General features: G+C 66.9%; 24 protein-coding genes. 13 read left to right on the top strand and 11 right to left on the bottom strand.

What is annotated here, in order from left to right; translation table 11 throughout:
• Nucleotides 1-252: 252 nt before the first annotated feature.
• Nucleotides 253-1,866 (bottom strand): alpha-glucosidase, encoded by a 1,614-nt coding sequence (locus Q9R17_RS13365; protein ID WP_308155093.1) that lies wholly within the window; start codon nt 1,864-1,866, stop codon nt 253-255.
• 225 nt (nt 1,867-2,091) lie between these two features.
• On the opposite strand from Q9R17_RS13365, the gene Q9R17_RS13360 reads away from it, so the two are divergent.
• A complete protein-coding gene (locus tag Q9R17_RS13360) occupies nt 2,092-3,096 on the top strand; it encodes a polyprenyl synthetase family protein (protein ID WP_308155092.1) in 1,005 nt (334 codons plus the stop codon).
• 41 nt (nt 3,097-3,137) lie between these two features.
• Here Q9R17_RS13360 and Q9R17_RS13355 read toward each other — a convergent pair whose 3' ends face one another.
• From Q9R17_RS13355 to Q9R17_RS13335, 5 genes are all read right to left on the bottom strand, one after another.
• On the bottom strand, nt 3,138-3,929 hold the full coding sequence (locus Q9R17_RS13355) for a dienelactone hydrolase family protein (protein WP_308155091.1): 792 nt from the start codon (nt 3,927-3,929) through the stop codon (nt 3,138-3,140).
• A 177-nt stretch (nt 3,930-4,106) separates the two neighbouring features.
• Nucleotides 4,107-4,640: a hypothetical protein gene (locus tag Q9R17_RS13350; protein ID WP_308155090.1), complete on the bottom strand. Its 534-nt coding sequence runs from the start codon at nt 4,638-4,640 to the stop codon at nt 4,107-4,109.
• Between the two features lie 66 nt (nt 4,641-4,706).
• Nucleotides 4,707-6,116: a UDP-N-acetylmuramoyl-L-alanine--D-glutamate ligase gene (gene murD, locus Q9R17_RS13345; RefSeq protein WP_308155089.1), complete on the bottom strand. Its 1,410-nt coding sequence runs from the start codon at nt 6,114-6,116 to the stop codon at nt 4,707-4,709.
• A complete protein-coding gene (murL, locus tag Q9R17_RS13340; protein WP_308155088.1) occupies nt 6,097-7,449 on the bottom strand; it encodes a UDP-N-acetyl-alpha-D-muramoyl-L-alanyl-L-glutamate epimerase in 1,353 nt (450 codons plus the stop codon). The genes murD and murL overlap by 20 nt, the downstream gene beginning before the upstream one ends.
• An 88-nt stretch (nt 7,450-7,537) precedes the next feature.
• Nucleotides 7,538-10,132 (bottom strand): bifunctional aspartate kinase/diaminopimelate decarboxylase, encoded by a 2,595-nt coding sequence (locus Q9R17_RS13335; protein WP_308155087.1) that lies wholly within the window; start codon nt 10,130-10,132, stop codon nt 7,538-7,540.
• Between the two features lie 76 nt (nt 10,133-10,208).
• Between Q9R17_RS13335 and Q9R17_RS13330 the strand changes: the two genes are divergently transcribed.
• Both Q9R17_RS13330 and Q9R17_RS13325 read left to right on the top strand, forming a co-directional pair.
• Nucleotides 10,209-11,078, top strand: a complete 870-nt coding sequence (locus Q9R17_RS13330) for a PhzF family phenazine biosynthesis protein (RefSeq protein ID WP_308155086.1) — start codon at nt 10,209-10,211, stop codon at nt 11,076-11,078.
• Nucleotides 11,079-11,228: 150 nt separating this feature from the next.
• A complete protein-coding gene (locus tag Q9R17_RS13325; RefSeq protein ID WP_308155085.1) occupies nt 11,229-12,107 on the top strand; it encodes a PhzF family phenazine biosynthesis protein in 879 nt (292 codons plus the stop codon).
• A 70-nt stretch (nt 12,108-12,177) separates the two neighbouring features.
• On the opposite strand, the gene Q9R17_RS13320 is transcribed toward Q9R17_RS13325, so the two are convergent.
• Entirely contained in the window at nt 12,178-12,609 is a 432-nt protein-coding gene (locus Q9R17_RS13320) for an OsmC family protein (RefSeq protein WP_308155084.1), read from the bottom strand.
• A 355-nt stretch (nt 12,610-12,964) separates the two neighbouring features.
• On the opposite strand from Q9R17_RS13320, the gene Q9R17_RS13315 reads away from it, so the two are divergent.
• The 4 genes from Q9R17_RS13315 (at nt 12,965) to Q9R17_RS13300 (ending at nt 15,202) form a co-directional block, all read left to right on the top strand.
• On the top strand, nt 12,965-13,363 hold the full coding sequence (locus Q9R17_RS13315; RefSeq protein ID WP_308155083.1) for an HU family DNA-binding protein: 399 nt from the start codon (nt 12,965-12,967) through the stop codon (nt 13,361-13,363).
• 256 nt (nt 13,364-13,619) lie between these two features.
• Nucleotides 13,620-13,928 (top strand): DUF3861 family protein, encoded by a 309-nt coding sequence (locus Q9R17_RS13310; RefSeq protein ID WP_308155082.1) that lies wholly within the window; start codon nt 13,620-13,622, stop codon nt 13,926-13,928.
• Nucleotides 13,929-13,986: 58 nt separating this feature from the next.
• The gene (locus Q9R17_RS13305) at nt 13,987-14,520 is read left to right on the top strand and encodes a hypothetical protein (protein WP_308155081.1); all 534 of its coding nucleotides are present in this window, start codon (nt 13,987-13,989) and stop codon (nt 14,518-14,520) included.
• An 85-nt stretch (nt 14,521-14,605) separates the two neighbouring features.
• Nucleotides 14,606-15,202 carry a DUF1439 domain-containing protein gene (locus tag Q9R17_RS13300; RefSeq protein ID WP_308155080.1) on the top strand — a complete coding sequence of 199 codons (597 nt, stop codon included), beginning with the start codon at nt 14,606-14,608 and terminating at the stop codon, nt 15,200-15,202.
• 57 nt (nt 15,203-15,259) lie between these two features.
• Here Q9R17_RS13300 and Q9R17_RS13295 read toward each other — a convergent pair whose 3' ends face one another.
• Nucleotides 15,260-15,727 carry an SET domain-containing protein-lysine N-methyltransferase gene (locus Q9R17_RS13295; RefSeq protein ID WP_308155079.1) on the bottom strand — a complete coding sequence of 156 codons (468 nt, stop codon included), beginning with the start codon at nt 15,725-15,727 and terminating at the stop codon, nt 15,260-15,262.
• A 234-nt stretch (nt 15,728-15,961) separates the two neighbouring features.
• Here Q9R17_RS13295 and Q9R17_RS13290 point away from each other — a divergent pair, with 234 nt between their 5' ends.
• Genes Q9R17_RS13290 through Q9R17_RS13265 form a run of 6 tightly spaced genes read left to right on the top strand, consistent with a single transcriptional unit; the run spans nt 15,962 to nt 21,648 of the window.
• Nucleotides 15,962-16,417, top strand: a complete 456-nt coding sequence (locus Q9R17_RS13290; RefSeq protein WP_308155078.1) for an SUF system Fe-S cluster assembly regulator — start codon at nt 15,962-15,964, stop codon at nt 16,415-16,417.
• Nucleotides 16,418-16,434: 17 nt separating this feature from the next.
• Nucleotides 16,435-17,910, top strand: coding sequence for a Fe-S cluster assembly protein SufB (gene sufB, locus Q9R17_RS13285; protein WP_308155077.1), 1,476 nt, complete (start codon nt 16,435-16,437; stop codon nt 17,908-17,910).
• A complete protein-coding gene (locus Q9R17_RS13280; protein WP_308155076.1) occupies nt 17,907-18,323 on the top strand; it encodes a lysozyme inhibitor LprI family protein in 417 nt (138 codons plus the stop codon). The genes sufB and Q9R17_RS13280 overlap by 4 nt, the downstream gene beginning before the upstream one ends.
• Nucleotides 18,324-18,368: 45 nt before the next feature.
• Nucleotides 18,369-19,133 (top strand): Fe-S cluster assembly ATPase SufC, encoded by a 765-nt coding sequence (sufC, locus tag Q9R17_RS13275; protein ID WP_308155075.1) that lies wholly within the window; start codon nt 18,369-18,371, stop codon nt 19,131-19,133.
• Complete coding sequence (sufD, locus tag Q9R17_RS13270; protein WP_308155074.1) at nt 19,133-20,395, top strand: Fe-S cluster assembly protein SufD; 1,263 nt, start codon at nt 19,133-19,135, stop codon at nt 20,393-20,395. The genes sufC and sufD overlap by 1 nt, the downstream gene beginning before the upstream one ends.
• A complete protein-coding gene (locus Q9R17_RS13265) occupies nt 20,392-21,648 on the top strand; it encodes a cysteine desulfurase (RefSeq protein WP_308155073.1) in 1,257 nt (418 codons plus the stop codon). Before sufD ends, Q9R17_RS13265 begins: the two co-directional genes overlap by 4 nt.
• A gap of 638 nt (nt 21,649-22,286) precedes the next feature.
• Here the strand turns inward: Q9R17_RS13265 and Q9R17_RS13260 are convergent.
• From Q9R17_RS13260 to Q9R17_RS13250, 3 genes are all read right to left on the bottom strand, one after another.
• Nucleotides 22,287-22,607 (bottom strand): hypothetical protein, encoded by a 321-nt coding sequence (locus tag Q9R17_RS13260; protein WP_308155072.1) that lies wholly within the window; start codon nt 22,605-22,607, stop codon nt 22,287-22,289.
• A gap of 6 nt (nt 22,608-22,613) precedes the next feature.
• Nucleotides 22,614-23,321 carry an RHS repeat-associated core domain-containing protein gene (locus Q9R17_RS13255; protein ID WP_308155071.1) on the bottom strand — a complete coding sequence of 236 codons (708 nt, stop codon included), beginning with the start codon at nt 23,319-23,321 and terminating at the stop codon, nt 22,614-22,616.
• A gap of 237 nt (nt 23,322-23,558) precedes the next feature.
• Nucleotides 23,559-24,050: a hypothetical protein gene (locus tag Q9R17_RS13250; RefSeq protein ID WP_308155070.1), complete on the bottom strand. Its 492-nt coding sequence runs from the start codon at nt 24,048-24,050 to the stop codon at nt 23,559-23,561.
• Between the last annotated feature and the right edge of the window lie 311 nt (nt 24,051-24,361).

Genomic DNA, 24,361 nt, shown 5'->3' with positions numbered 1-24,361 from the left:
GTGGATTAACCCTGCCGCGCGGGTACGGGGTGCGCCATCCACGCATGGCGTGGACCCATCGTGTCGCGTGGGGATGGGGTCCGCCATCCACGCGCGGCGTGGATCATCCCGGGTGGCGGCCGGGAACGCCGTTGTAGATCCACGCCATGCGTGGATGGGGCTTCACCGGCCAACGCCGGCAAATGCCGCCCATAAAAAGGGGACGGGGCCTTCCGGCCCCGTCCCCGCAAGTACCGCCACCGGAGAAACAGGTCAGACGCGCCGCGCGCAGTACACCGCATGGGCCGGCAGATGCAGTTCGCCCGCTTCGGCGTGGCCTGCATCCGGCCCGGGTACCGCTACCGCCTCCCAGCGGCCTTCCGGCAGCCGGTGGCGGACGCTCTCGCCAGCCAGGTTGAACGCCAGCAGCAGGGTCTGTTCCCCCAGCGTGCGTTCAAACAGCAGGACCGGCTCGGCGCTGTCCAGGAACCTGATCGTACCCTGCAACAGCACCGGCTGGGTACGGCGCCAGGCCAGGAAGGCCCGGAACGCGGCCAGAACCGAGCCCGGATCGGCCGCCTGGGTGGCCACCGAGCGGGCCCGGTGCTCGGCCGGGATCGGCAGCCACGGCTGGCCGGCGGTGAAGCCGGCCTGCGGCGCATCGGTCCACGGCAGCGGGGTCCGGCAGCCATCACGCCCCTTGAAGTTCGGCCAGAACGTGATGCCGTAGGGGTCCTGCAGGGCCTCGAACGGCACCTCGGCCTCGCCCAGGCCCAGCTCCTCGCCCTGGTACAGGCAGATCGAACCGCGCAGCGAGCACAGCATCGCCACCAGCATGCGGGCCAGGCGCGGGTTGGCCGGCTCGCCGCCCCAGCGGGTGACCGCACGCACCACGTCGTGGTTGGAAATGGCCCAGCACGGCCAGCCTTCGGTCATCGCCGCTTCCAGGCGCGAGACCGTGTCGCGGATGTAGGCCGCGCTGTAATCATCCACCAGCAGCTCGAAGCTGTAGCCCATGTGCAGGCGGCCGGCGCTGGTGTATTCGGCGGTGGTGGCCAGCGAATCCTCCGAGGAGATCTCGCCCAGGCTCACCGCGCCGGGGTACGCGTCCAGCAGCGCGCGCAGCTGTTCCAGGAACGGCAGGTTTTCCGGCTGGGTGTTGTTGAAATAGTGGTACTGGTAGGCGTACGGGTTGTCCGGGCTGAAGCCACGCCCCACCCGCTTGTCGGCCGGCTTGGGCGGGTTGTCGCGCAGCTGGCGGTCATGGAAGCAGAAGTTGATCGCATCCAGGCGGAAGCCGTCCACACCGCGGTCCAGCCAGAAGCGCACGTTGTCCAGCGTGGCCTGCTGCACCTGCGGATTGTGGAAGTTCAGGTCCGGCTGGTCGGCCAGGAAATTGTGCAGGAAGTACTGTTCCCGGCGTGGTTCCCACTGCCAGGCCACGCCACCGAACAGCGACATCCAGTTGTTCGGCGCGGTACCGTCCTCGCGCGGGTCGGCCCACACGTACCAGTCGGCCTTGGGGTTGGTGCGGTCCTGCCGGCTTTCACGGAACCAGGCGTGCTCGATGGAGGTATGGCTGAGTACCTGGTCGATCATCACCTTCAAACCCAGCCCATGGGCCTTGGCCAGCAGGCGGTCGAAGTCGTCCAGGGTGCCGAACAGCGGGTCGACATCGCGGTAATCGGCGATGTCATAGCCGAAGTCGGCCATCGGCGATTTGAAGAACGGCGAGATCCAGATCGCATCGACGCCCAGGGCGGCAATGTAGTCCAGCCGCTCGATGATGCCGGGCAGGTCGCCCACCCCGTCGCCGTTGGCGTCCAGGAAACTGCGGGGATAGATCTGGTAGATGACGGCTCCGCGCCACCATGGATTCTGCGACATCGAGCGCCCCCCTCCGGGCTGCTGGGCCCGCCGGCGGGCGGGCTGGAACGAACCCCTCAAAGCTTAGCGGCGGCCCCGCTGCCATGGCCGGATCTGCATACGTATTCACGGCCAACCGGGCCATCGGCCCACCCGCCCGCCCCGCCACTGGGCAGGTCGATACGGCTTTCCGCCCGAATTCACAGGCAGCGCCTATAATTGCCCCACGCCTGAAAGCCTGATCGCATGACCATCACCGAAGACACCCGTCCCGCCCTGGGCCTGCCCCAGATCCAGTCGCTTGCCGCGGCCGACATGGCCGCCGTCGATGCCCTGATCCGGCGCCGGCTGTCTTCGGACGTCGTACTGATCAACCAGATCGCCGACCACATCATTTCCGCCGGCGGCAAGCGCCTGCGGCCGATGCTGGTGATGCTGGCCGGCCACGCCGTCGGCGGCAGCGGGGCCGGGGCCGAGCACCACCAGCTGGCGGCGATCATCGAATTCATCCATACCTCCACCCTGCTGCACGACGATGTGGTGGACGAATCGAGCCTGCGGCGCGGCCGCAGCACCGCCAACGCCCTGTGGGGCAACGCCCCGAGCGTGCTGGTGGGCGACTTCCTGTATTCGCGCAGCTTCCAGCTGATGGTGGAACTGGACCGGATGGCGGTCATGCAGATCCTGGCCGACACCACCAACCGCATCGCCGAAGGCGAAGTGCTGCAGCTGCTGCACGTACACAACCCGGACACCGACGAAGCGGCCTACCTGCGCGTGATCGAGCGCAAGACCGCCGTGCTGTTCGCCGCCGGCACGCGCCTGGGCGCGCTGGCCAGCGGCGTGGACGAGGCCACCCAGCAGGCGCTGTACGACTACGGCATGAACCTCGGCTACGCCTTCCAGATTGCCGATGACGTGCTGGATTATTCGGCCAACGCCGACGAACTGGGCAAGAACCTGGGCGATGACCTGGCCGAAGGCAAGGCCACCCTGCCGCTGATCCATGCGATGGCCCATTCCGATGCGGCCACCCGCGAGCGCCTGCGCGGCATCGTGCAGAACGGCGATGCCTCGGCCATGCCCGAGGTGCTGGCCGCGATCCGCGCGACCGGTGGCCTGGATTACAGCCGCACCCGCGCCGAGGAATATGCCGAGCGCGCCGAGCGTGCCCTGGACGGCCTGGCCGACAACGATGCCGTGGCCGCCCTGCGTGGTCTGGCCCGCTACGCGGTACAGCGGTCGCATTGATTCACCGGGTCCGCCGGGCACGGCCCGGCGGACGGCACGGCTCAACGTTTCGCGAACCGTTCCTCGAAGAATTCATCCAGCGCCTTCCATGCGCGCTTGGCCGCCCGTTCGTTGTACTGGCAGCCCGGCGGGCTGTTGGCATCGGCTTCGGCGAAGCAGTGCACCGCACCGCTGTAACTGGTGAACTCCCAGTCCACCTTGGCCGCGTTCATCTCGCTCTGGAAGCTGGCGATGTCCTGCGCGCTCACACTCTTGTCGTCGGCGCCGTTGAGCACCAGCACCGACGGATGCGTGCCCCCGGCCTGCGCCGGCAGGGGCGAACCGAGCCCGCCGTGCAGGCTGACCACGCCGGCCAGTGGCGCACCGGCCCGGGCCAGTTCCAGCACCGTGGTACCGCCGAAACAGAAACCGACCGCACCGATCCGGCTGGCGTCCAGCGGCGCCTTGCCCGCCTGCGCCTTGAGCACGTTCACCGCCTCCAGCGCCCGCGCACGCAGCAGCGGCCGGTCGTTGCGCAGCTTCGTCGCCACCGGGCCGGCCTCGCCATCGGTCTTGGGCCGCACGCCCTTGCCGTATACATCGGCCACCAGCACCACGTAGTCATCGCCGGCCAGCTGCTTGGCCTTCTCGATGGCCGATTCGTTCACGCCCTTCCAGTTCGGCACCATCACCAGGCCCGGGCGCTTGTCGTTGTCGCCATCGTCATAGACCAGCACGCCGCTGAAGGTCGTGCCCTGGTGTTTCCACTCCACCGGCTGGGTCTTCATCGCCGCCCAGGCCGGCATCGCCGCCAGCCCCAGCACTGCCACCGCACCCCATCGCCACTTGTTCATGCTTCTGCTCCAGAGAAAAGGGAAGCCCCACCACGTGCGCTGCATTCTGCCCCGCCAGCGTGACGGCCGGGTCGAAGCCTGACGGCCGATGGAGTCGACTGCCCTTCACCCGATACCGGGAAAACCTGCCCTTCGCGCGACAGCCGGCTCTACCACGTCGGTGCCGGCGGTACCGCCTCACCCACGCTCGATCCAATGCAACGTGCCCGGCTCCAAGGCCAATAGATCCGCTGCGGCCATCGGCGCGCGCGACCAGCGGCGCTCCGGCGGTGCCGGCTGCCGGGCGCCGACCGCACCGTCGTAATTCCGCACCAGCACACCGATGCGCGAAGCACCGGCCTGCAGCAGCGCGTCGATGCGCTGCAGCCATTGGCCGGCCTCCTCGAGGCGCTCGCTCTGCCGCGCCTGCCGTTCCTGCTCGAAATGCGCGTGTTGCTCGGCCAGGGCACGGGCGATCTTCGCCTCGCTCCATCCCTTCTTCCGCCAACGCTCGGCATCGCCCTTCCACTCCTGCTCGGCATGCGCCGAGGCCAGCGCGGTGCCGCAATCGCAGTGGGCCGCACTCAGCCACGGCTGCCAGCCAGGTCCGACGGCTGCCTGCAGGCTGGGCGAGACCTGCGCGAACAGCGGCCGGCCGCTGCGTTTGAAGATCGCGGCGGCCGTATCGTGGGCCAGTGTGCTCGGCAGGAACACGGTGATGAAGGTGCACATGTGGGCATCCGGGTCCGTCCGGGGGAGCGCGCAGGGTAGAGCCACGCTCTGCGTGGATACAAAACGTCAGCCGATCCCCAACCCCGGGATCGCACTGATGCTGTCCGGGTCGAAGCCGGCCAGTTCCGCGAAGTGGCGGCCACGCGCCACATAGTCACGGTAGGCACCAAAGCTCGGCGCGCCCGGCGACAGCAGCACCACCCCGCCCTGCGCACCCAGCGCGGCACGCGCCAGCGCCATGGCCTCGGGCAGGTCGCCGGCGGCATGCAGGCCGAAGCGGCCGGCATCGGCCAGCGGCTGCAGCATCGCGTGGATGCGCGGGCCGTTGCTGCCCATGGTCACGATCTCCACCGGCGGCACGTCGTGGGCCATGTGCTGCACGAAATCGGTCCAGTCCAGGCCACGGTCGTGCCCGCCCACCAGCAGCGCGATGCGCTGACCGGCGAAGCACTCCAACGCGGCCAGGCTGGCATGCGGCGTGGTGCTGATGGAATCGTTGATATAGGTCAGGCCATCGGCCACGCCGATGCGCTGCAGGCGGTTGGGCAGCGGGCGGAAATCCTGCACCGCCGGTGCCAGCGCCACGGCGTCCAGCCCCAACGCTTCCAGTGCGGCCAGTACCGCGCACAGGTTGCCGCGGTTATGGCGCCCCGGCAGCGGCGTGTTGCGGGTATCGAACACGGGCTGTTCGCCGCGGTGCACGACATCGCCCCGCATGTGCCAGCCCTGTGGCTGGTTGAACCAGACCACCTCGCTGTCGGGCAGCGACAGCGCTGCCAGGTGCGGATCGGCGGCGTTGAGCACGGCAATACGCGGTGCCGCTTCGGTCACCAGCCGCAGCTTGTCGTCGATGTAGCGCTGCTCACTGCCATGCCAGTCCAGGTGTTCCGGGAACAGGTTCAGCACCACCGCCACCTGCGGATGGGCGCCACTGCGCGCCACCTCGCCAGTCTGGTAGCTGGACAGTTCCACCGCCCAGTAGTCGGGTGCCGGCTGCGGGTCCAGCACTTCCAGCAGCGGCAGGCCGATGTTGCCGACCAGGCCGGTGCGATGGCCGGCGGCGCGCAGCAGGTGCGCCACCAGCGCGGTGGTGGTGCTCTTGCCCTTGGTGCCGGTCACACACACGGTGTCGTGCACGATGCCATCCCCACCCGCGTGCTCGGCAAACCACAGCGCGGTACCACCGATGAAGGTGGTGCCCTGCGCTGCCGCCGCCAGCGCGATCGGCTGGTAGGGGCTGATGCCGGGTGACTTGATCACCACCTCGAACGCGGCCAGCGCGTCGGCGGTGGGTTCGCCACGCACGTCCAGCACGCCCTGCGTTTCGGCACGTGCCGCCTCGGCCTCGGCGGCCGGGCAGAACAGGCTCAGCGCCAGCGAAGGCAGGCGCGCGCGCAGCACGGCAAACGCCGCGCGGCCCTCACGCCCCCAGCCCCACAGCGCAACGCGCTTTCCTTCAAGCTGTGAAATCTTCACGCACCCGTTCCCACAGCGCGGCCGGAATACGGTGTTCGCCCTGCAGCTGCAGCAGCGGTGCCAGTTCCAGCTCGGCCGCGTCCAGCTGCGGCTGGATTTCATTGCAGAAGCGCTTCACCAGCACGTCTTCCTTCCATTCCGGGCGCTGCGCCAGGGTCGCCATGGCCGCACGCGATTCGCGGCCTTCGCCCACGCATTCGAACGGCTTGTGGTCCTGGAATTCCAGCAGCGCATCGAAGCCACCGGCCTGGCCGGCATCGTCCAGCAGGTTGCGGCCGAAGATGCGTACCAGGCGGGTCTTGGGCATGAACGGGGCCAGCGCCAGGAACACGAAGTGGCACTTGGGGCACACGCCGCACCAGCGGTTCACCGGGCGCTCGCCCAGGATGTGGAAGTTGCGGTTGCAGCTGGAGAAATGCGCGTCGTAGAAATCGCTCTTGGCGAACTGGCGGGCCACTGCCAGCTCGGACATCGGCCGCAGCAGCGAGTAGTACTGCAGGTCCGCTGCGACGTGCTGCTGCACGTGGCTGCCGAAGGCCTGCTCGAACGCCCAGCCCTTGGACCACTGGTGGTTGACCTCGCCGGTGCCCGGAATCTGGCTGCCGTAGCTGGCCGAACGCTCGTTGGAAAACACCACCTGGTCCACGCCCTGCAACAGCGCGGCCAGCACCATGATCGCCGAGTTCACCGCAGTGACCGGAATATGGCCGTTCCAGGCGCCCTGGCGGTTGAGCTCGAACAGTTCCGGCGCCAGCGCGCGGCCCAGGTTCAGGGTCGGCAGGCCGGTGCGCTCGGCACAGGCGCGGATCAGCTGAGAGCTGCCGATCCAGGTGACCGTCTCGTCCACGCCGGCACGGCGCAGCGCTTCAATGCTGACCAGCGAATCCTTGCCGCCGCCGATGGCCACCAGCGCATGCGGCTGCAGGCCCAGCACCGGCGCCTGCACCGCTTCGCCCTGTACCGGCAGGCGGAAGCGCCCGCGCAGGTTCAGGCCGTTGCGGTAGGCGAATTCGCCCAGGCCGTTGAGGTAGATGGTTTCGACCAGGGCAGCGGTGTCGGCATCGATGGCATAGCTGTCGATGCTGACCGTGTCCGGCACGCCGGCCTTGTAGTAGCTGACACCGGCAATCAGGTGCAGCAGCTGCAGAGCACGCTGCACGGCCGCGGCACGGGCCGCGTCCAGCACGAACGGCGCGCCGGGGAGGGTGACGGTCTCCACCATCTCCGGGCCGTCGTCGAAGGCATAGACCAGCCGGGCCACGCCGGTGTCCGCAGCGAAATCGCAGCGGACGAAGCGGAAGCGGGCAACCTGGTGTTTATCGAAAGCAGTCATGGTGTATCCGGTCAGGCACGGGCCCGCGCGATGGCGCGGGACGTGTCGGTGGGCGGGTGCAGCGCGCGGGCAGTAACCGGACCGGCGGTCATTCGATCACGTCCTCGCGCGGCAGCACGCGCTGGTTGTAGGTGTTGGCCATCACATAGCCGTAGGCGCCGGCGTCGGCGATCAGCATCACATCGTCCGGCGCGGTGGACACCGGCAGCTTGCGGCGCTTGCCGAACACATCGCTGGATTCGCAGATCGGCCCGACCACATCGAACATCGCCTCGGCATAACCGCCCTGGCGGCTCAGGTTCTCGATGTCATGCCAGGCGTCGTACAGCGCCGGGCGCATCAGCGTGTTCATGCCGGCATCCAGGCCGACGCGGCGCACGCCGTCCTTTTCCACCACCTGGGTGGCATGGGTCAGCAGCACGCCCGATTCGGCCACCAGGTAGCGGCCCGGCTCGATCGCCAGGCGGAATGCCGGGTGCAGTGCCTTGACCTCGGCCAGGCCCTGGGCCCAGGCGTCCAGGTCGAACGGTTCATCGTCGGCACTGTAGGGAATCGGCAGGCCGCCCCCGATGTCGATGGTCTGCACGCTGCCGATGCGGCGGGCGAAACCGGCCAGTTCATCGCACATCAGGCGCCAGTGCTGCGCGGTTTCCACGCCACTGCCCAGGTGCGCGTGCAGGCCGACCACGCGGCTGCCCAGTTCGGTGGCCACGCGCACGAACTCGTCCACCCGGCCCATCGGCAGGCCGAACTTGGAGTCCTTGCCGCCGGTGCGCACCTTGGCATGGTGGCCTTCACCCCGGCCCAGGTCCACGCGCAGCCACAGCTCGCGGTTGCGGAACAGGTCCGGCCAGCGCTGCAGCGCTTCGATGTTGTCCACGGTCACCTGCACGCCCAGTGCGAAGGCCGCTTCGAACTCCTCGCGCGGGCAGAAGCTGGGGGTGAACAGCACGCGCTTGGGCGACAGCGCCGGCAGGTGCTGAAACACGTGCTTGAGCTCACCGTGCGAGACACATTCCAGGCCGAAACCTTCGGCTTCCAGCAGCTGCAGGATGGCCGGGTGGCTGTTGGCCTTGATCGCGTAGTAGCGCTGGTCGATCGGCGTGATCGCCGCCAGCGCGCGGGCACGGGCACGCACGGTCGGCAGGTGGTAGACGTAGCGCGGCGTGCCGGCATCGGCCAGCTGCAGCAGGTGCGCACGCTGGCCACGCCACCACGGCGTGCCACGCGGGCGCACGGTGCCGGCGATCTCGCGCCAGCGCGGGCCGAACACTTCGGTCTCTTCCACCGGCATCGCGCCGCTGTCGATCAGCTCGGCGTGCAGGATCGGCAGCAGGCCATCGGCATCGGCTTCGTCGATGACGAAGGTCAGGTTCAGGTCGTTGGACGACTGCGAGATCATGTGCACGCGCTCGCGGCCGAAGGTGGCCCACACGTCCGAGAGCTTGTGCAGCAGCGAACGCATGCCACGGCCGACCAGGGTGATGGCCGCGCACGGCACGATCACCTTCACCTTGCAGATCTGCGACAGGTCGGCCGACAGCGCGGCCAGCACATCGGTGTTGACCAGGTTCTCGGACGGGTCCAGCGACACGGTGACGTTGGTTTCGGCCGAACCGATCAGGTCCACCGACAGGCCGTGCTTCTTGAACAGGCCGAACACATCGGCCAGGAAGCCGACCTGCTGCCACATGCCGATGCCTTCCATCGACACCAGCACGATGCCGTTGCGGCGGCTGATCGCCTTCACCCCCGGCACCGGCGCGGCACTGCCGTCGATGCTGGTACCCGGCAGTTCCGGGCGCTCGGTATCGAGGATGGCCATCGGCACGCCGGCATCACGGCACGGCTTGATCGAGCGCGGGTGCAGCACCTTGGCGCCGGTGGTGGCGATTTCCTGCGCTTCGTAATAGTCCAGGCGGGTCAGCAGACGCGCATCGGGCACGTCCTTCGGGTTGGCACTGAACATGCCCGGCACGTCGGTCCAGATTTCCACGCGGCTGGCGCCCAGCAGCGCGCCGAAGTAGGCCGCCGAGGTATCCGAGCCCCCCCGGCCGAGGATGGCGGTGCCGCCGTCGGCATGGCGGGAAATGAAGCCCTGGGTGATCAGCAGCCGGGTCGGCTGGGCGCGGAAGCGCTCGGCCCAGTCACCTTCGCCCCGCCACTGGCAGTTCACCGACAGGCGCTGCGACCACGCGCTCTGGCTCGGCTGCGGCGGCAGCGCATGCAGCCACTGGCGGGCATCCATCCAGCCCATGTCCAGCCCGTTCTTGTGCAGGTAGGCCGCGCCCAGGGTCGAGGACAGCAGCTCGCCCTGGCCCAGCACTTCAGCCTGCCAGTCCAGCGTGCGCTCGCCCGCACGGGCGTCGTCCAGCAGGCCCTGCAGCACCGCCAGGCGCTCGCCCAGCACGTCGTGGCCCAGTTCCAGTTCATCCAGGAACGCCAGGTGGCGCTCGGCCAGGGCGGCCACGCGCTGGCGGCTGTCGGCGGCGCCATCGGCGATCGCGGTCAGCTCGTTGGTGACGCCGGACAGCGCCGACACCACCACCAGCACCCGCGAATTGGTCTCTTCCGCGCGTTTTTTCGCCAGCTTCCCGATCGTGTCCCAGCGGTGGCGACGCGACACCGAGGTGCCGCCGAACTTCAGTACGATCCAACGATCGACAAGGGGGGAAGCTGACATGGATAGGTAGATGTGTATGGTGGGGAAGCCGCCCACCGGGGGCGGAACCTTTGATTCTAAGCCCAATACGCCGCCCATGACCGCCTACCGCTACCTCCAGCTTGATGTCTTCGCCCACCGCCCCGGCACCGGCAACCCGCTCGGGGTCATCTTCGATGCCGACGGCCTGTCCAGCGAGCGCATGCAGGCCCTGGCCGCCTGGCTGAACCTGTCCGAGACCGTGTTCTTCCTGCGCCCCACCGCGCCGGGCGCGGACTACCACATCCGCATCTTCACCCCCGGCAGCGAACTGCCCTTTGCCGGACACCCCAGCGTCGGCGCGGCCTGGGCCGCGGTGACCAGCGGACTGGCGACGCCGCGTGAGGGCGCGCTGGTGCAGCAGTGCGCGGCCGGCCTGCTGCCGGTGAGCGTGGACGGCCCGGCCGACGCCCCGGCGATCACCCTGGCCACGCCCCGTGCACAGCACCTGCCGACCGCCCCCGGGCAGGTACCGCCGCAACTGCTGGAAGTGGCTGCCGACGGCCAGCGGCCGCAGCTGTGGGACAACGGCCCGCACTGGTGGCTGCTGCCGCTGCGCGATGCCGCCAGCGTGCGCACGCTGGTGCCGGACATGGCCGCGCTGCGCGACTGGACCAATGCCACCGGCGGCACCGGCGTGGCCGTGTTCGCACCGGAGCCGGCCGACGGCCACGACCTGGTGCTGCGCGCGTTCTGTCCCGGCGATGCGGTCAACGTGCCCGAAGACCCGGTCACCGGCAGCGCCAACGCGCTGGTGGGGGCCTGGCTGCAGCAGCACGGCCAGCTGCCCGGCAGCGGGCAGTACCTGGCCAGCCAGGGCCGCGAGGTCGGCCGCGACGGCCGCGTGCAGGTGCGCGTGGACGCACAGGGCACGGTCTGGATCGGCGGCCAGGTACAGCCGGTGATCGACGGCCACATTCACTGGTAGCGCCGGCCCACACACGGCGGCCTCACCACGCCGCACGCTCGCGGGGCACGGCAGCGCGCTACCCTATTGCGCTGCGCTGGTAGTGCCGGGCCATGCCCGGCGGCCTCGCCGCGCTGCCGCGCTTCCCCCCTTTTCCTGGAGTTGTCACCGATGCCCACCCGCCGTTTCCTGCAGCTGGATGTGTTCTCGCCGCGCCCCGGTGCCGGCAACCCGCTGGCGGTGGTGCTCGATGCCCAGGGCCTGGATGATGCCGCGATGCAGGCCATCGCCCGCTGGACGCGGCTGCCGGAAACCACCTTCGTGTTCCCGCCACAGGCACCCGGCAGCAGCTACCGCCTGCGCATGTTCAGCCCGCAGAAGGAAGTACCGTTCGCCGGCCACCCCAGCGTCGGCACCGCCCACGCCGTGCTGCAGGCCGGCCTGGCCACCCCGGTGGACGGGGTGCTGGTGCAGGACGGCATCGCCGGCGCGCTGCCGCTGCAGGTGATCGGTGAAGGCGCGCAGCAGCGCATTGCCATCCGCACCCCGCGCGCGCAGCTGGCCGAGACCGCAGCAGCCGATGATCCACGCCTGCAGGCCGCCCTGGCCGGCTGGCCCCTGGGCACGCTGCCGCCGGCCCGCATGCAGGGCGGGCGCAGCTGGTGGGTGGTGCAGGTGGCCGATGAAGTCCAGCTGCGGGCCCTGCGCCCGGACTGGGACGCGATCGCCCAGCTGGCCGAATCCACCGACAGCATGGGCGTGTTCGCCTATGCCTTCAGCGACGGCAGCGAGGGCTTCGATCTGGCCGTGCGCGCGTTCGTGGGCAATGGCCGCCGCTTCGAGGATGCCGCCTCCGGTGCGGCCAACGCCGTCCTTGCCGCCTGGCTGGACCAGCGCGATGCCCTGCCCCGTGGCCGCCAGCCGTTCGAGGTCAGCCAGGGCCGCGAGGTCGGCCACGATGCGCGCCTGACGCTGCGCGTGGACGATGCCGGCGATGTCTGGTCCGGTGGCCAGGTGCAGACCGTCATCACCGGCGCGATCGACTGGTGATCGCCACCGCGGGATAGCGCCGGGCCACGCCCGGCGCCTTTCCAGCCCGCGTGCCGGGCATGGCCCGGCACTACACCAGCGCAGCTTCCAGGGTGATCGGCACGGCGCTCAACGCCTTGGAGACCGGGCAGTTCTGCTTGGCATCATCGGCGATGGCACGGAACTGTGCCGCCTCGATGCCCGGGATCACCGCCTTGAGCGTCAGCGTGATCTTCGACAGCTGCGGCCCGCCTTCCAGCGACAGGTCAACCTTGGCTTCGGTATCCAGCGATGTGGCGGTGAACCCGGCCTCGCCGAGCTTGGCCGACAGGGCCATGGTGAAGCAGCCGGCGTGCGCGGCGGCGATCAGTTCCTCGGGGTTGGTCCCCTTCTCGTCACCGAAGCGGCTGTTGAAGCCATAGCGCGTGCTGTCCAGCAGGCCACTCTGCGGTGTACTCAGTTGTCCCTTGCCTGTCTTCAGGTCGCCTTCCCAGTGCGCGCGGGCGTGTCGCGAGATTCCCATGTCCTGCTCCGGTGGTGGTGGATGAACCGTGAGCCTAGCCCGCACGACGTTAGCCCTGCGTCGCTCCGTCGCAAGCGTGGCCGGGCCGGTACCACCGCGGCCACGATGCCATCCGCGGGAATGAGCTGAAAACCACTTGTTTTCAGCCATTTGCATGAGCCCTGGCGGAGGCTGAGGGCGCATATTCCGCAGGCTGGACCGGGCCCCGGGGGCGCATCACGGGCACCGCAATGCAAAAAAACCTGCACTTTTACGCCTCCGGGCTATTGGCGCGGCCCGAGAGTTGCCCTACATTGCGCTTGCCGACGGGGTTCGGCGCCGACCAAACAACCAACCGTTCACGGAACAGGAAACCATGGCAAAGACCGCTAAGAAGGCTGCCCCGAAGAAGGCAGTGAAGAAAGTCGCGACGAAGGCTGCCGCCAAGCCGGCCGCTCCGAAGCCGATCAAGGAAGTGCTGACCAAGTCGGGCCTGGTTGCACACATCGCCGAAGCGTCGGGCGTCGTCGCCAAGGACGTGCGCGCTGTGCTGGCCTCGCTGGAATCGGCCGTGCATTCTTCGGTGCACAAGAAGGGCGCCGGTTCGTTCACCCTGCCGGGCCTGCTGAAGATCAGCACCGTCAACGTGGCCGCCAAGCCGAAGCGCAAGGGCATCAACCCGTTCACCAAGGAAGAACAGTGGTTCGCCGCCAAGCCGGCCACCACCAAGCTGAAGGTCCGCCCGCTGAAGAAGCTCAAGGACGCCGCGCTCTGATCGCGCGCGCCTGAAGCGGACACCCGACGGGACGGCCATGCCGTCCCGTTTTTTTTACCGGCCATGCCGGCGAAACACAGCGTTGCCGGAGGGCGCCCCTCCCCCGCCGTCAGGCGGCGGCCCCTGCCGGGCAGGGCCTTCAGGCCCGCTGGGCAGGCCCGGAACGAAGCGGGTGGAACACTGCGTCCAGCGCTGGCTGTCGCCTGCGCCCCGGTGCTTGCCTATCGTGGGCCCATCCCCCCACACCGAGCACGCCATGGCCAGCCCCTCCACCCGCTACCGCGTTTCGGTGACCCCGATCGAAAAAGACGGGCTCCAGTGCACCGGGCGCTGCACCATCGAACTGGAACACCGCGCCAGCCGCGACCTGATGCGCCTGCTGGAAGCAGCGCCACGCACGCCCGGCCTGAGCGGCGATGAACGGGCCACCCTGGTGGTCGCCACCCAGCTGGTGCGCGACATCGTGCAGCGCCACGCCGACACCGACGGCCACGCCCTGGCCACCATCGCCGGCACCGTGCTGCCCGCCCTGGATGCGCTGGAGAACCTGCCTTCGGCACGCTGACCCCGGCGCTGGCTACACTGGCTCCTTGACCATGCCGATGTCGGGGAGGAGCCGGGACATGCGCCAGGCGTTGTGGCTGATGCCGTTGTTGTTCGTGGGATGTTCCTGCCAGCGTACGCCGGCTGCAGAAGACGCCGGTACAGCGCAGGCATCGCCCGCCGCGGCCGTGGCCGCGCATGAGGACCTGGCCGCTGCCACGCCCCTGGCATCGGTGCAGGCGGACATGCTCGGCGCGGCAAGCGCCGATGCCCCCTCGCCCAACGATGTCCTGCAGCGGTATGCCTTCGCCGTGCTCAACCGCGACCAGCCGGCCATGGATGCCGCATGGTCCATTGCCTCGGGTGACGCCCGCCACGCCGACGACGCGCCCCTGCGGGTGCTGGCGGACATCCGCACGCTTCGCCTGCAGACCCAGCCGCCGCAGCCGATAGGCGATGCCCGCCCGCCGCGGATGCTGGAGGTACCGGTAAGCGTGCGCGCGGTGACCGCCAGCGGTACATTCCGATACACGGGCTGGTACCGCCTGCAGCCCAACGCAGAAGGCACCGCCTGGGTCATCCAGTCGGCGAAACTGCAGCCGACTCTGGACTGAATCGTTCCGCCGGCATGTACCCCTGATTCAGCGCCCGCCGCTACTCTGTAGCCCTCTTCCCGAATTTCCCCAACGGCCATCGCCCATGCGACTTCGCCCCCTGCTCACCCGCCTTGCCGTATCCGCCGTCCTGGTGGCTGCCGCCGTGGGCGCCCAAGCTGCCCCGTCGATCAACGGCCGCCAGTTGTCGGTCGGTGCCGGTGATGTGCAGCAGTACCTGGATGGCAGCTTTCCCCATACCCAGAACGCCCTGGGTGGCCTGATCGCACTGACCATGAGCCACCCGCAGCTGACCCTGCCGGCCGGTGAGCGGCTCAACCTGGGCATGGACGTGGCCCTGGCCACCGCCGGCGGTGCGCCGTCCAGGCTCGGCACGGTCAAGCTCAGCAGCGGCCTGCGCTATGACGCGCAGACCCAGGGTTTCCACCTGCAGCAGCCCAGCGTGGATGACTTCCAGCCGGCCAACCAGGGCGGTCGCCTGGATTCACGCACGCGCGGCCTGCTCAACGCCTGGCTGACCGATTACGCGCAGCGCGAACCGATCTACAAGATCGACCCGGCCGTGGCCGGCGTGCTCGGCGCGCTGCAGGTGCAGTCGGCGCAGGTGAAGGACGGCAAGCTGGTCGTCACCTTCAACCAGGACCTGGGCAAGCTGGTCCCGGCCGGCCTTCTCGGCAAGTAAGGCAACGCCTGGGGCAACGCCGGGCCATGCCCGGCGTGCAGGTACGGCAGCGCCGGCTCAGCGCTTGGGCTGCAGCATCGTGCCGGTGCACCTGGGCGAGCCACAGCGGCATTCCCAGATCTTCTTCAGCTTGGCCGTGTGGCGTTCGGCCAGCACGATGCCGTAGTTGTAGGTCAGCTCCTCACCCGGGGCGATATCGCGCATCGCCTCGATGAATACCTTGTCACCCCGGCTGTCGCCGTCCTCGTCCTCCTCGATCAGCGCCTCGCAGTTCGGGTCGCAGCTGTGGTTGATCCAGCGTGCATCGTTGCCCTTGTAGTTGGCATCGATCACCCAGTCATCGTTGAGGGTGAACAGGAACGTGTGGCCGCTCTCCACATCGCCACTGTCATCGGCATCGACATCGCCGTGGCTGCGCAGCAGGCCCTTGTACTGGATCACGCGCTCGCCCTGCTTGATCGGGGCGACGGCGAACACGCCGTTGCCGTGGATGGCGGACGTGCGGGCTTGGATCTTCTTCGGCATCGGCAAGGGAATGTCTGCAGCGAAAGGAACACCGATTCTCGCTCAATAACGGTGATTGCGAAAATCACCCTGATCGCGCAGCATGTGCCCCGCCCGGACCCGGGCGGCCCTGGCCACCGGCCCGCTGGCCAAGGCCCCGGGGCCCCTCCGCAGCGCCGCCTGAATGGCCGGGTTGGATGCGGGCGAAGAAAAGCGTACAATTTCAGTCCGCTTTAAGAATCACTCGCATCCCCCATGTTGCGCGTCACCAAGCTCACCGATTACGCCACCGTCGTGCTGACCGTGCTTGCCGCCCGTCCGGGCGACGTGCTCAGCGCGACCGAACTGGCTGAATTCACTGGCCTGGAGCCTCCCACCGTCAGCAAGGTGCTCAAGCCGCTGGCCCAGGCCGGCCTGGTCGAAGGCCTGCGTGGCGTCCGCGGCGGCTACCGGCTGACCCGCCCTGCCGGCCAGATCACCCTGTTCGAGGTGGTCGAGGCCATGGAAGGGCCACTGGCGCTGACCGAGTGCAGCCATGACCACCACCAGTGCAACATGGCGCCCAAGTGCGGTGCCCGCAGCAGCTGGCGGCTGATCAACGATGTGGTATCCGAAGCGCTGCGCAATGTCAGCCTGGCGCAGATCCTGCCCCCTCTTCCCCTTGTCGATGACGAACAGCGCCGCACCATCGCTGTCGATGTCGTCTCCTGATCCGTAGGCAGCCCCCCATGGCCACCGAAACCATCGATACCGTCGCCCACGACGACACCCCCAACCGCGAGATCCACGAGCAGCTCGGCCGCAAGTATTCGGCCGGCTTCATCACCGAGATCGAATCGGACTCCCTGCCGCCGGGCCTGGACGAGGACACCATCCGTGCCCTGTCGGCCAAGAAGGACGAACCGGAGTGGATGACGCAGTGGCGCCTGGACGCCTACCGCCACTTCCTGACCATGCCGATGCCGGACTGGGCCAAGCTGCAGATCGCCCCGATCGACCTGCAGGCGCTGAGCTACTACTCCGCGCCGAAGGGCCCCAAGTACGCCTCGCTGGACGACGTACCCAAGGAACTGCTGGATACCTACGACAAGCTGGGCGTGCCGCTGCACGAGCGCGCCAAGCTGGCCGGCGTGGCGGTGGACGCGGTGTTCGACTCCGTATCCGTCGGTACCACCTTCCGCAAGGAACTGGCCGAGAAGGGCATCGTGTTCTGCTCCATGTCCGAAGCCATCAAGGAACATCCGGAGCTGGTGCGCCAGTACCTGGGCTCGGTGGTGCCGGTGGGCGACAACTACTTCGCCGCGCTGAACTCGGCGGTGTTCTCCGATGGCAGCTTCGTGTTCATCCCCAAGGGCGTGCGCTGCCCGATGGAGCTGAGCACCTACTTCCGCATCAACGCCGGCCACACCGGCCAGTTCGAGCGCACGCTGATCATCTGCGAGGACAAGGCGTACGTGTCCTACCTGGAAGGCTGCACCGCGCCGATGCGCGACGAGAACCAGCTGCACGCCGCCGTGGTCGAGCTGGTCGCGCTGGAAGACGCGGAAATCAAGTATTCCACCGTGCAGAACTGGTACCCGGGCGATGAGAACGGCGTGGGCGGCATCTACAACTTCGTCACCAAGCGTGCCGAATGCCGTGGCGCCCGCAGCAAGGTCACCTGGACCCAGGTCGAGACCGGTTCGGCGATCACCTGGAAGTACCCGTCCTGCGTGCTGCTGGGCGATGACTCGGTGGGCGAGTTCCACTCCGTGGCGCTGACCCACCACCGCCAGCAGGCCGACACCGGCACCAAGATGATCCACGTCGGCAAGCGCACCAAGAGCAAGATCGTCAGCAAGGGCATCAGCGCCGGCCGTGGCCAGAACACCTACCGTGGCCTGGTCAAGGTGGACCGCAATGCCGAGGGCGCGCGCAACTACACCCAGTGCGATTCGCTGCTGATCGGCAAGCAGTGCGGCGCGCACACCTTCCCGTACATCGAGGTCAAGAACCCGGCGGCCACCGTCGAGCACGAGGCCACCACCTCCAAGATCTCCGACGACCAGCTGTTCTACTGCCGCGCCCGTGGCATCAGCCAGGAAGACGCGGTATCGATGATCGTCGACGGCTTCTGCAAGCAGGTGTTCCGCGAACTGCCGATGGAGTTCGCGGTGGAAGCCAAGAAGCTGCTGGAAGTCTCGCTGGAAGGGTCGGTCGGATGAAGGCCTTGCTCGCCCTGGCCCTGCTACTCGGCACCGCCGCGCCGGCATGGGCGGAAGGCGCCGACGCCGACGACTGCAACGCCGAAGGCACGCAGACCGAGCTCAACGCCTGCGCCGACCGCAATTTCCGCAAGGCCGACGCCGAGCTCAACGCGGTCTACCGGCAGGTGCTGGCCAAGCTTGCCGGGCAGCCGGTGGCGCTGACCCGGCTGAAGGACGCGCAGCGCCTGTGGGTGCAGTTGCGCGATGCCGACCTGGAGGCGCGCTACCCGGTGGGCAAGGACGAGAATCCGCGTTTCCTGTACGGCTCGATGTACCCGATGCTGTATCTGCACGCCAAGACCGGCCTGACCGAAACGCGCACCGCCTACCTGCGCAGCGAATTCCTGGAGCGCAGCGAATACGACCTGTAAGTCGCGCTGCCTGCCATCCCCCAATTCGACAAGACAACCATTCCAATGCTGAAGATCGACAACCTCCACGCCCGCATCGGCGACAAGGAAATCCTCAAGGGCCTGTCGCTGGACGTAAAGCCCGGCCAGGTGCACGCCATCATGGGCCCCAACGGCGCCGGCAAGTCCACCCTGGGCAACGTGCTGTCCGGCCGCGATGGCTATGAAGTGACCGAAGGCAGCGTGCAGTTCGAAGGCATCGACCTGCTGGAGCTGGCGCCGGAAGACCGCGCCGCCGCCGGTCTGTTCCTGGCCTTCCAGTACCCGGTGGAAATCCCGGGCGTGAACAACACCTACTTCCTGCGTGCGGCCCTGAACGCCCAGCGCAAGGCGCGCGGCGAAGAAGAACTGGATTCGATGCAGTTCCTCAAGCTGGTGCGCCAGAAGCTGGCCGTGCTGCACCTGAAGGACGAACTGCTGCACCGTGGCGTCAACGAAGGCTTCTCCGGTGGCGAGAAGAAGCGCAACGAGATCTTCCAGCTGGCCGTGCTGGAGCCGAAGCTGGCGATCCTGGACGAGACCGATTCGGGCCTGGACATCGACGCGCTCAAGAGCGTGGCCGACGGCGTGAACGCGCTGCGTGGCAGTGAGCGTTCGTTCCTGGTCATCACCCATTACCAGCGCCTGCTGGACTACATCAAGCCGGACGTGGTGCACGTGCTGGCCGACGGCCGCATCGTCAAGAGCGGTGGCCCGGAGCTGGCGCTGGAACTGGAAGCGCACGGCTACGATTTCCTGAAGGACCGCGTGGTGCGCGAGGCGGCGGTCTGATGAGCGCCCTGCTGGATTCGATGGCCAACGCCTTCTGCGGCAGCGATGCGCGCCGCGACGTGCTCGACGCCGTCCTGCGCGATGGCCTGCCCGGCCCGCGCACCGAGGCCTGGAAGTACACCTCGCTGCGCCAGCTGGAACGCCGCAGCTTCGGCGCCGCGCCGCTGGCCGCGCCGATGCTGGATGCGGCCGTGCTGGCCGATATCCCGGCCCCGCGCCTGGTGTTCGTCAACGGCCGCCTGCACGATGGCCTTAGCGATACCCACGGGCTGCCGGCCGGCGTGCAGCTGGAACCGCTGTCGGCCGCGCTGGCCGCCGGCGAGGACGCCGCGCGTTTCCTCGGCCGCCGCTACGAGCGCAGCGATGAAGTCTTCGCCCGCCTCAACGCCGCCCTGGCCGATGAAGGCGTGGTGCTGCGCGTGGAGGAAGGCGTGCAGGTCGAGGTGCCGGTGCAGCTGGTGTTCGCCAGCGTGGCCGGTGATACCGACCTGGCCTGGCACCATCGCCACCTGGTTGAACTGCGTACCGGCGCCAGCCTGGGCCTGGTCGAGCACCGCCTGGCCATCGGCGAGGCCGCGCACCTGGACAACACCGTGCTGCACGCCCACCTGGCCCGTGGCGCCGTGCTCAAGCACGCCCGCGTGCAGGCCGGCAGTGCGCGCCAGACCAGCTTCCTGCGCACCGATGCCGTGCTGGCCCGCGATGCGCAGTACCACCGCGTGGACCTGGAACTGGGCGCCGCCCTCAGCCGCCATGAACTGAACGTGCGCCTGGAAGGCGACAACGCCCACCTGACCGCCAATGGCGTGCTGCTGGGTACCGGCCGCCGCCACGTCGATACCCGCCTGGGCATCGAGCACATCGCCCGTGACACCAACGCCGAACTGCTGTGGCGCGGCGTGGCCGCCAACCGCAGCCGCGTGGTGTTCCATGGCGGCATCCACATCCGCGAAGGCGCCGATGGCACCGACGCCAACCTGTCCAACAAGAACCTGCTGCTGTCGGCCGATGCCGAGATCGATACCCAGCCGACGCTGGTGATCGACGCCGACGAAGTGAAGGCAGCCCACGGCGCCACCGTCGGCCAGCTCGACGCCAACGCGCTGTTCTACCTGCGCTCGCGCGGCCTGCCGCAGGCCCAGGCGCAGGCCCTGCTGAGCGCCGCGTTCTGCCATGAGCCGCTGAAGGTGCTGCCCGATGCGCTGCGCGAACAGCTGGGCCGCCAGCTCGACCGCGCCCTGGCCGAGGCGGGCGTGGCATGAACCTGTCCACCCCGCGCCCGCAGCCGGCCAGCACCGGCACGCCCGACTGGGACCGCGTGCGCCTGGACTTCCCGCTGCTGATGCGGGAAGTGCACGGCAAGCCGCTGGTGTACTTCGACAACGCCAACACCGGGCAGAAGCCGGTGCAGGTGATCGGCGCGGTGGACGAGTTCTACCGCCGCTACAACGCCAACGTCAGCCGTGCCGTGCACGCGCTGGGCACCGAGGCCACCGACGCCTACGAAGGTGCGCGCAACAAGCTGGCGCGCTTCCTCAACGTGCGTGCCAACGAGCTGGTGCTGTGCAGCGGCACCACCTTCGCCATCAACCTGGTGGCGTACTCGTGGGCGCTGCCGCGGCTGAAGGCCGGCGATGTCATCCTGGTCTCGCGCATGGAGCACCATGCCAACATCGTGCCGTGGCAACTGGTCGCCCAGCGCACCGGCGCGACGATCCGCGTGGCCGAGATCACCCCCGACGGCGCCCTGGATCTGGACGCACTGCGCCGGGCGATGACCCCGGAGGTCAAGCTGCTGGCCGTGGCCCATGTGTCCAACGTGCTGGGCACGGTGAACCCGGTGCGCGAGATCTGCCGCGAAGCACGCAAGCGCGGCATCGTCACCGTGGTCGACGGCTCGCAGGCGGTGCCGCACCGCAAGGTCGACGTCGCCGCGATCGGCTGTGATTTCTACGCCATCACCGGCCACAAGATGTGCGGCCCGACCGGCACCGGCGCGCTGTGGGCGCGTCGCGAGCACCTGGATGCGATGCCGCCGTTCATTGGCGGCGGCGAGATGATCAAGGAAGTCAGCTTCGAGGGCACCGTCTTCAACGATGCCCCGCACAAGTTCGAAGCCGGCACCCCGAACATTGCCGGCTTCATCGGCCTGGGCGTGGCCGTGGACTACCTGGAAGGCCTCGGCCTGGACCACGTGGAAGCGCGCGAAGCCGAACTGCTGGCGCACTTCACCGAGGAACTGCAGAAGATCGACGGCCTGCGCATCTTCGGCACCACCCCGGACAAGGCCGCCGTGGTCTCGTTCCTGATCGACGGCGCCCACGCCCACGATCTGGCGACCCTGCTGGACCTGGAAGGCGTGGCCGTACGCTCGGGCCAGCACTGCGCCCACCCGCTGCTGCAGTACTTCGGCGTCGCGGCCACCTGCCGTGCCTCGCTGGCGTTCTACAACACGCACGCGGAAATCGAGCGGTTCATGACCGCGCTGACCAAGGTACGGAAGCTGCTGGGCTGAGGATTCGCCAGAATCAGGGAAGTACAGGAACGCCGCAGGAAACTGCGGCGTTTTTTATTGCGCGCCGGAAGCAAGCAGAGGTGTAACCGGGAAACGCTGAGTGATGCCAGGAACGGGCCATCTCACCGTAATGCCGATCCATCCATCATCAACGGCCTTGAGACACCGTCTTCTACATGCCAACAAGCATGAATACCCCGGAGGCAATCAAGAAAACGTACATCATCACGACGCCCCTCAACACCCACCGCTCCCCCTGATGGAGCGTCTGCCCTTTGGAAGTAAGGGCAAGCACTGCAATACCGCGCAAGCACCTTAGCCACCAATCAACCTTGATGATTCCGACTGCAGCGAGTACTTCCGGCCGTTCGCGCTCGATTTTCAGCAACATCCTGTGAGCCGCAAATGCGTTTATCCACATGGCACCTAGAATGATGGAAGCCAAAATGGGGAATCTCTCAACAAAGCCTGGCACTCAGCCTCTCCTTTTGAAGCTACTCCATCACATAGCACCTGCACACCCAATCTTCTACGCAGCAATCAGCTGTGGAGTCGATGCGTTCCAGGGCGCAATATGACCTCTGATTCATCCCGCGAGGCCAACAACGTCCTCAGCTGCACCAGTAAACCCTCCTCATCTAGCGGCCCTCCTGAATTCCGTCATCAGAGGCAGCAATGCCATCATCGATGTAGAAGTGAACGTTGTCCTTGCCAATCAGACGCGCATACAGGGTAATCACCTGATCTGCCCTTACCAGTGCGGAGCAAATCTCTCGCGTAGCGAAGACCCTGTCCCCCGCGACCACGCGCCTCCAGAGATCACCCAGCAGCACGTCATCCGCTGAAGTTAATGTTTCAATGGCTGAAACCTCCCAGATATCCCCAGGGCCCGCAAGCGACTCGAGTGTTTCAGCGACTACTCTCCCGGCAATAGGAAATTGGGCAAACCCTTCACTCATGACCTACTACCCTCCATTCAATGGTCTTTCATCGCCACGCATTGGTGTTCCGCCCGTCTTATTCGGAATATACGGGTGTTCATGCGGATTCACATACTGACTTGGGCGACCGTGGTCAGTGAAATCAATGTCTTCCACCGGCTTTCCATCCCCATCGAACTCTCGAGCCTGATCATATCGCGACTTCCTTCCGTCCTTCTGACCAAGCTGAGTCTGTGGTCCTTTTGCACCAGGATCCGGGGTGGGATTTCCGTGTTGATCTCGCGGCAGATCTCGATCAGGAAATCGATTTCCAGAGCTCTCGCCACCAGCTGATTCCGGTTTATAACCATCAGGCTTTTTCTCCGTGCTCGGAGCACCTTTGGGAGCAGCCTTAGGAGCGGGCTTTGGCGACACCTTTGGCAAGACCTCAGGAAGAATTTTCTTTATCAATTCCGCGACAAGCTTACCGATCCGCCCATCTGGATCGGCATACTTACAAGGGTTTCCATTCGCATGGAGATATCTCGCAAAATTTCCTCCCGTCGCCTTATCCGCCGCGACGGGATCAACTGAAAGGAATACGCCAGCACTTGGGTCGGAACACCTCTGCTGCATGTAACTCAGCCCGGTCTCCGAGTCCGTCACATGCCCCGTATATCCCGGTCCATCCTTCAATCGATTTCCCATCGAATAGCCGAGGAGTGGCAGCCAGCGCCCCGAAGCTGATTCCACAAACTGGATTCTGGCCGATCCCACAGACCTTTGCGGGCGGTGTCTGCCCCCCCCTCTTTCTGAAGACCGCAACCGACCACGGAATCACCAAGAAGAAGGCCACGCAAAGCTGATAGTTTATTTTAATTTTCCTCCAGCAAGAAACTCTCGCTGTTGGCGGGCGGCAACGCGGCATCCGCAGTTGCCGCCACTGCGCTCTACCGTGCCTGGTCGCGACCGCGCAGAACTTTAACTGGATCAGCGAAGAACACTCGCAATGACTGAAGTAACATATCGCGCCCGAGCAGTAGCAACACCACTATATTCCCTCAACAAGACCCTTGACTGCTCAACCATCTCCCGCCCGCCCGTAATGGACAGAACATGAAATGCCGGCTCTATGTAACCATCACTTTTACGAATGAAGTTCATGCATTCAGTCAACCCGAAGTCTTCCCCGTAGTCGGCCCAGCGAATATATCGACCCCAGAAGTCCACCTCCCCCCATCGAAAGCAGCCATCCCCTGACATACGAATCAACTCAGAAAGCCTAGCCTCCAATTTTCCAACAAAGTCAGGATGTAGATTATTAGATGCCACATTTCCAAAATCCAAAGATTGCCAACAAAGAACCATGGAATTTGCGACAGCAGCCGAGCTCCTCGACAACCTTATTACATCATCATAAGCATCAATCGCGGCACCAACATCCCCCAGCCCCTCGATTCGAATAGCATCTTCAGTGTTCATCTCGCACTCCCAGCAGCATTGACGCCAGCATTCACAACTTCACCCTTACGAACACTTACCCATATCTGGGACCCATTTCTTGCCGTAACAGTGTAAGCGGAAACACCAGCAGCAGCTGCATCTTGCGTGATGATTCCGGCCGCAGCTGCATCCACCCTATAGTGTGCAGGATTGGAGGCAACATTCTCAAACATTCGCGCATAACGGAGGCGCGATGCCACCGCAACAGGATTAACGTGCCCCACCGCATCTCTGGAAATATGGCCAGCACGCGCAAAATTGAATTGCACTCCAGCTGCACCAACCAGAAT

It is taken from the genome of Stenotrophomonas sp. 24(2023) (assembly GCF_030913365.1).
Lineage (GTDB): Bacteria > Pseudomonadota > Gammaproteobacteria > Xanthomonadales > Xanthomonadaceae > Stenotrophomonas.
The sequence above is the reverse complement of the archived record's forward strand: the minus strand, read 5'-3'. Positions and strand labels throughout refer to the sequence as shown.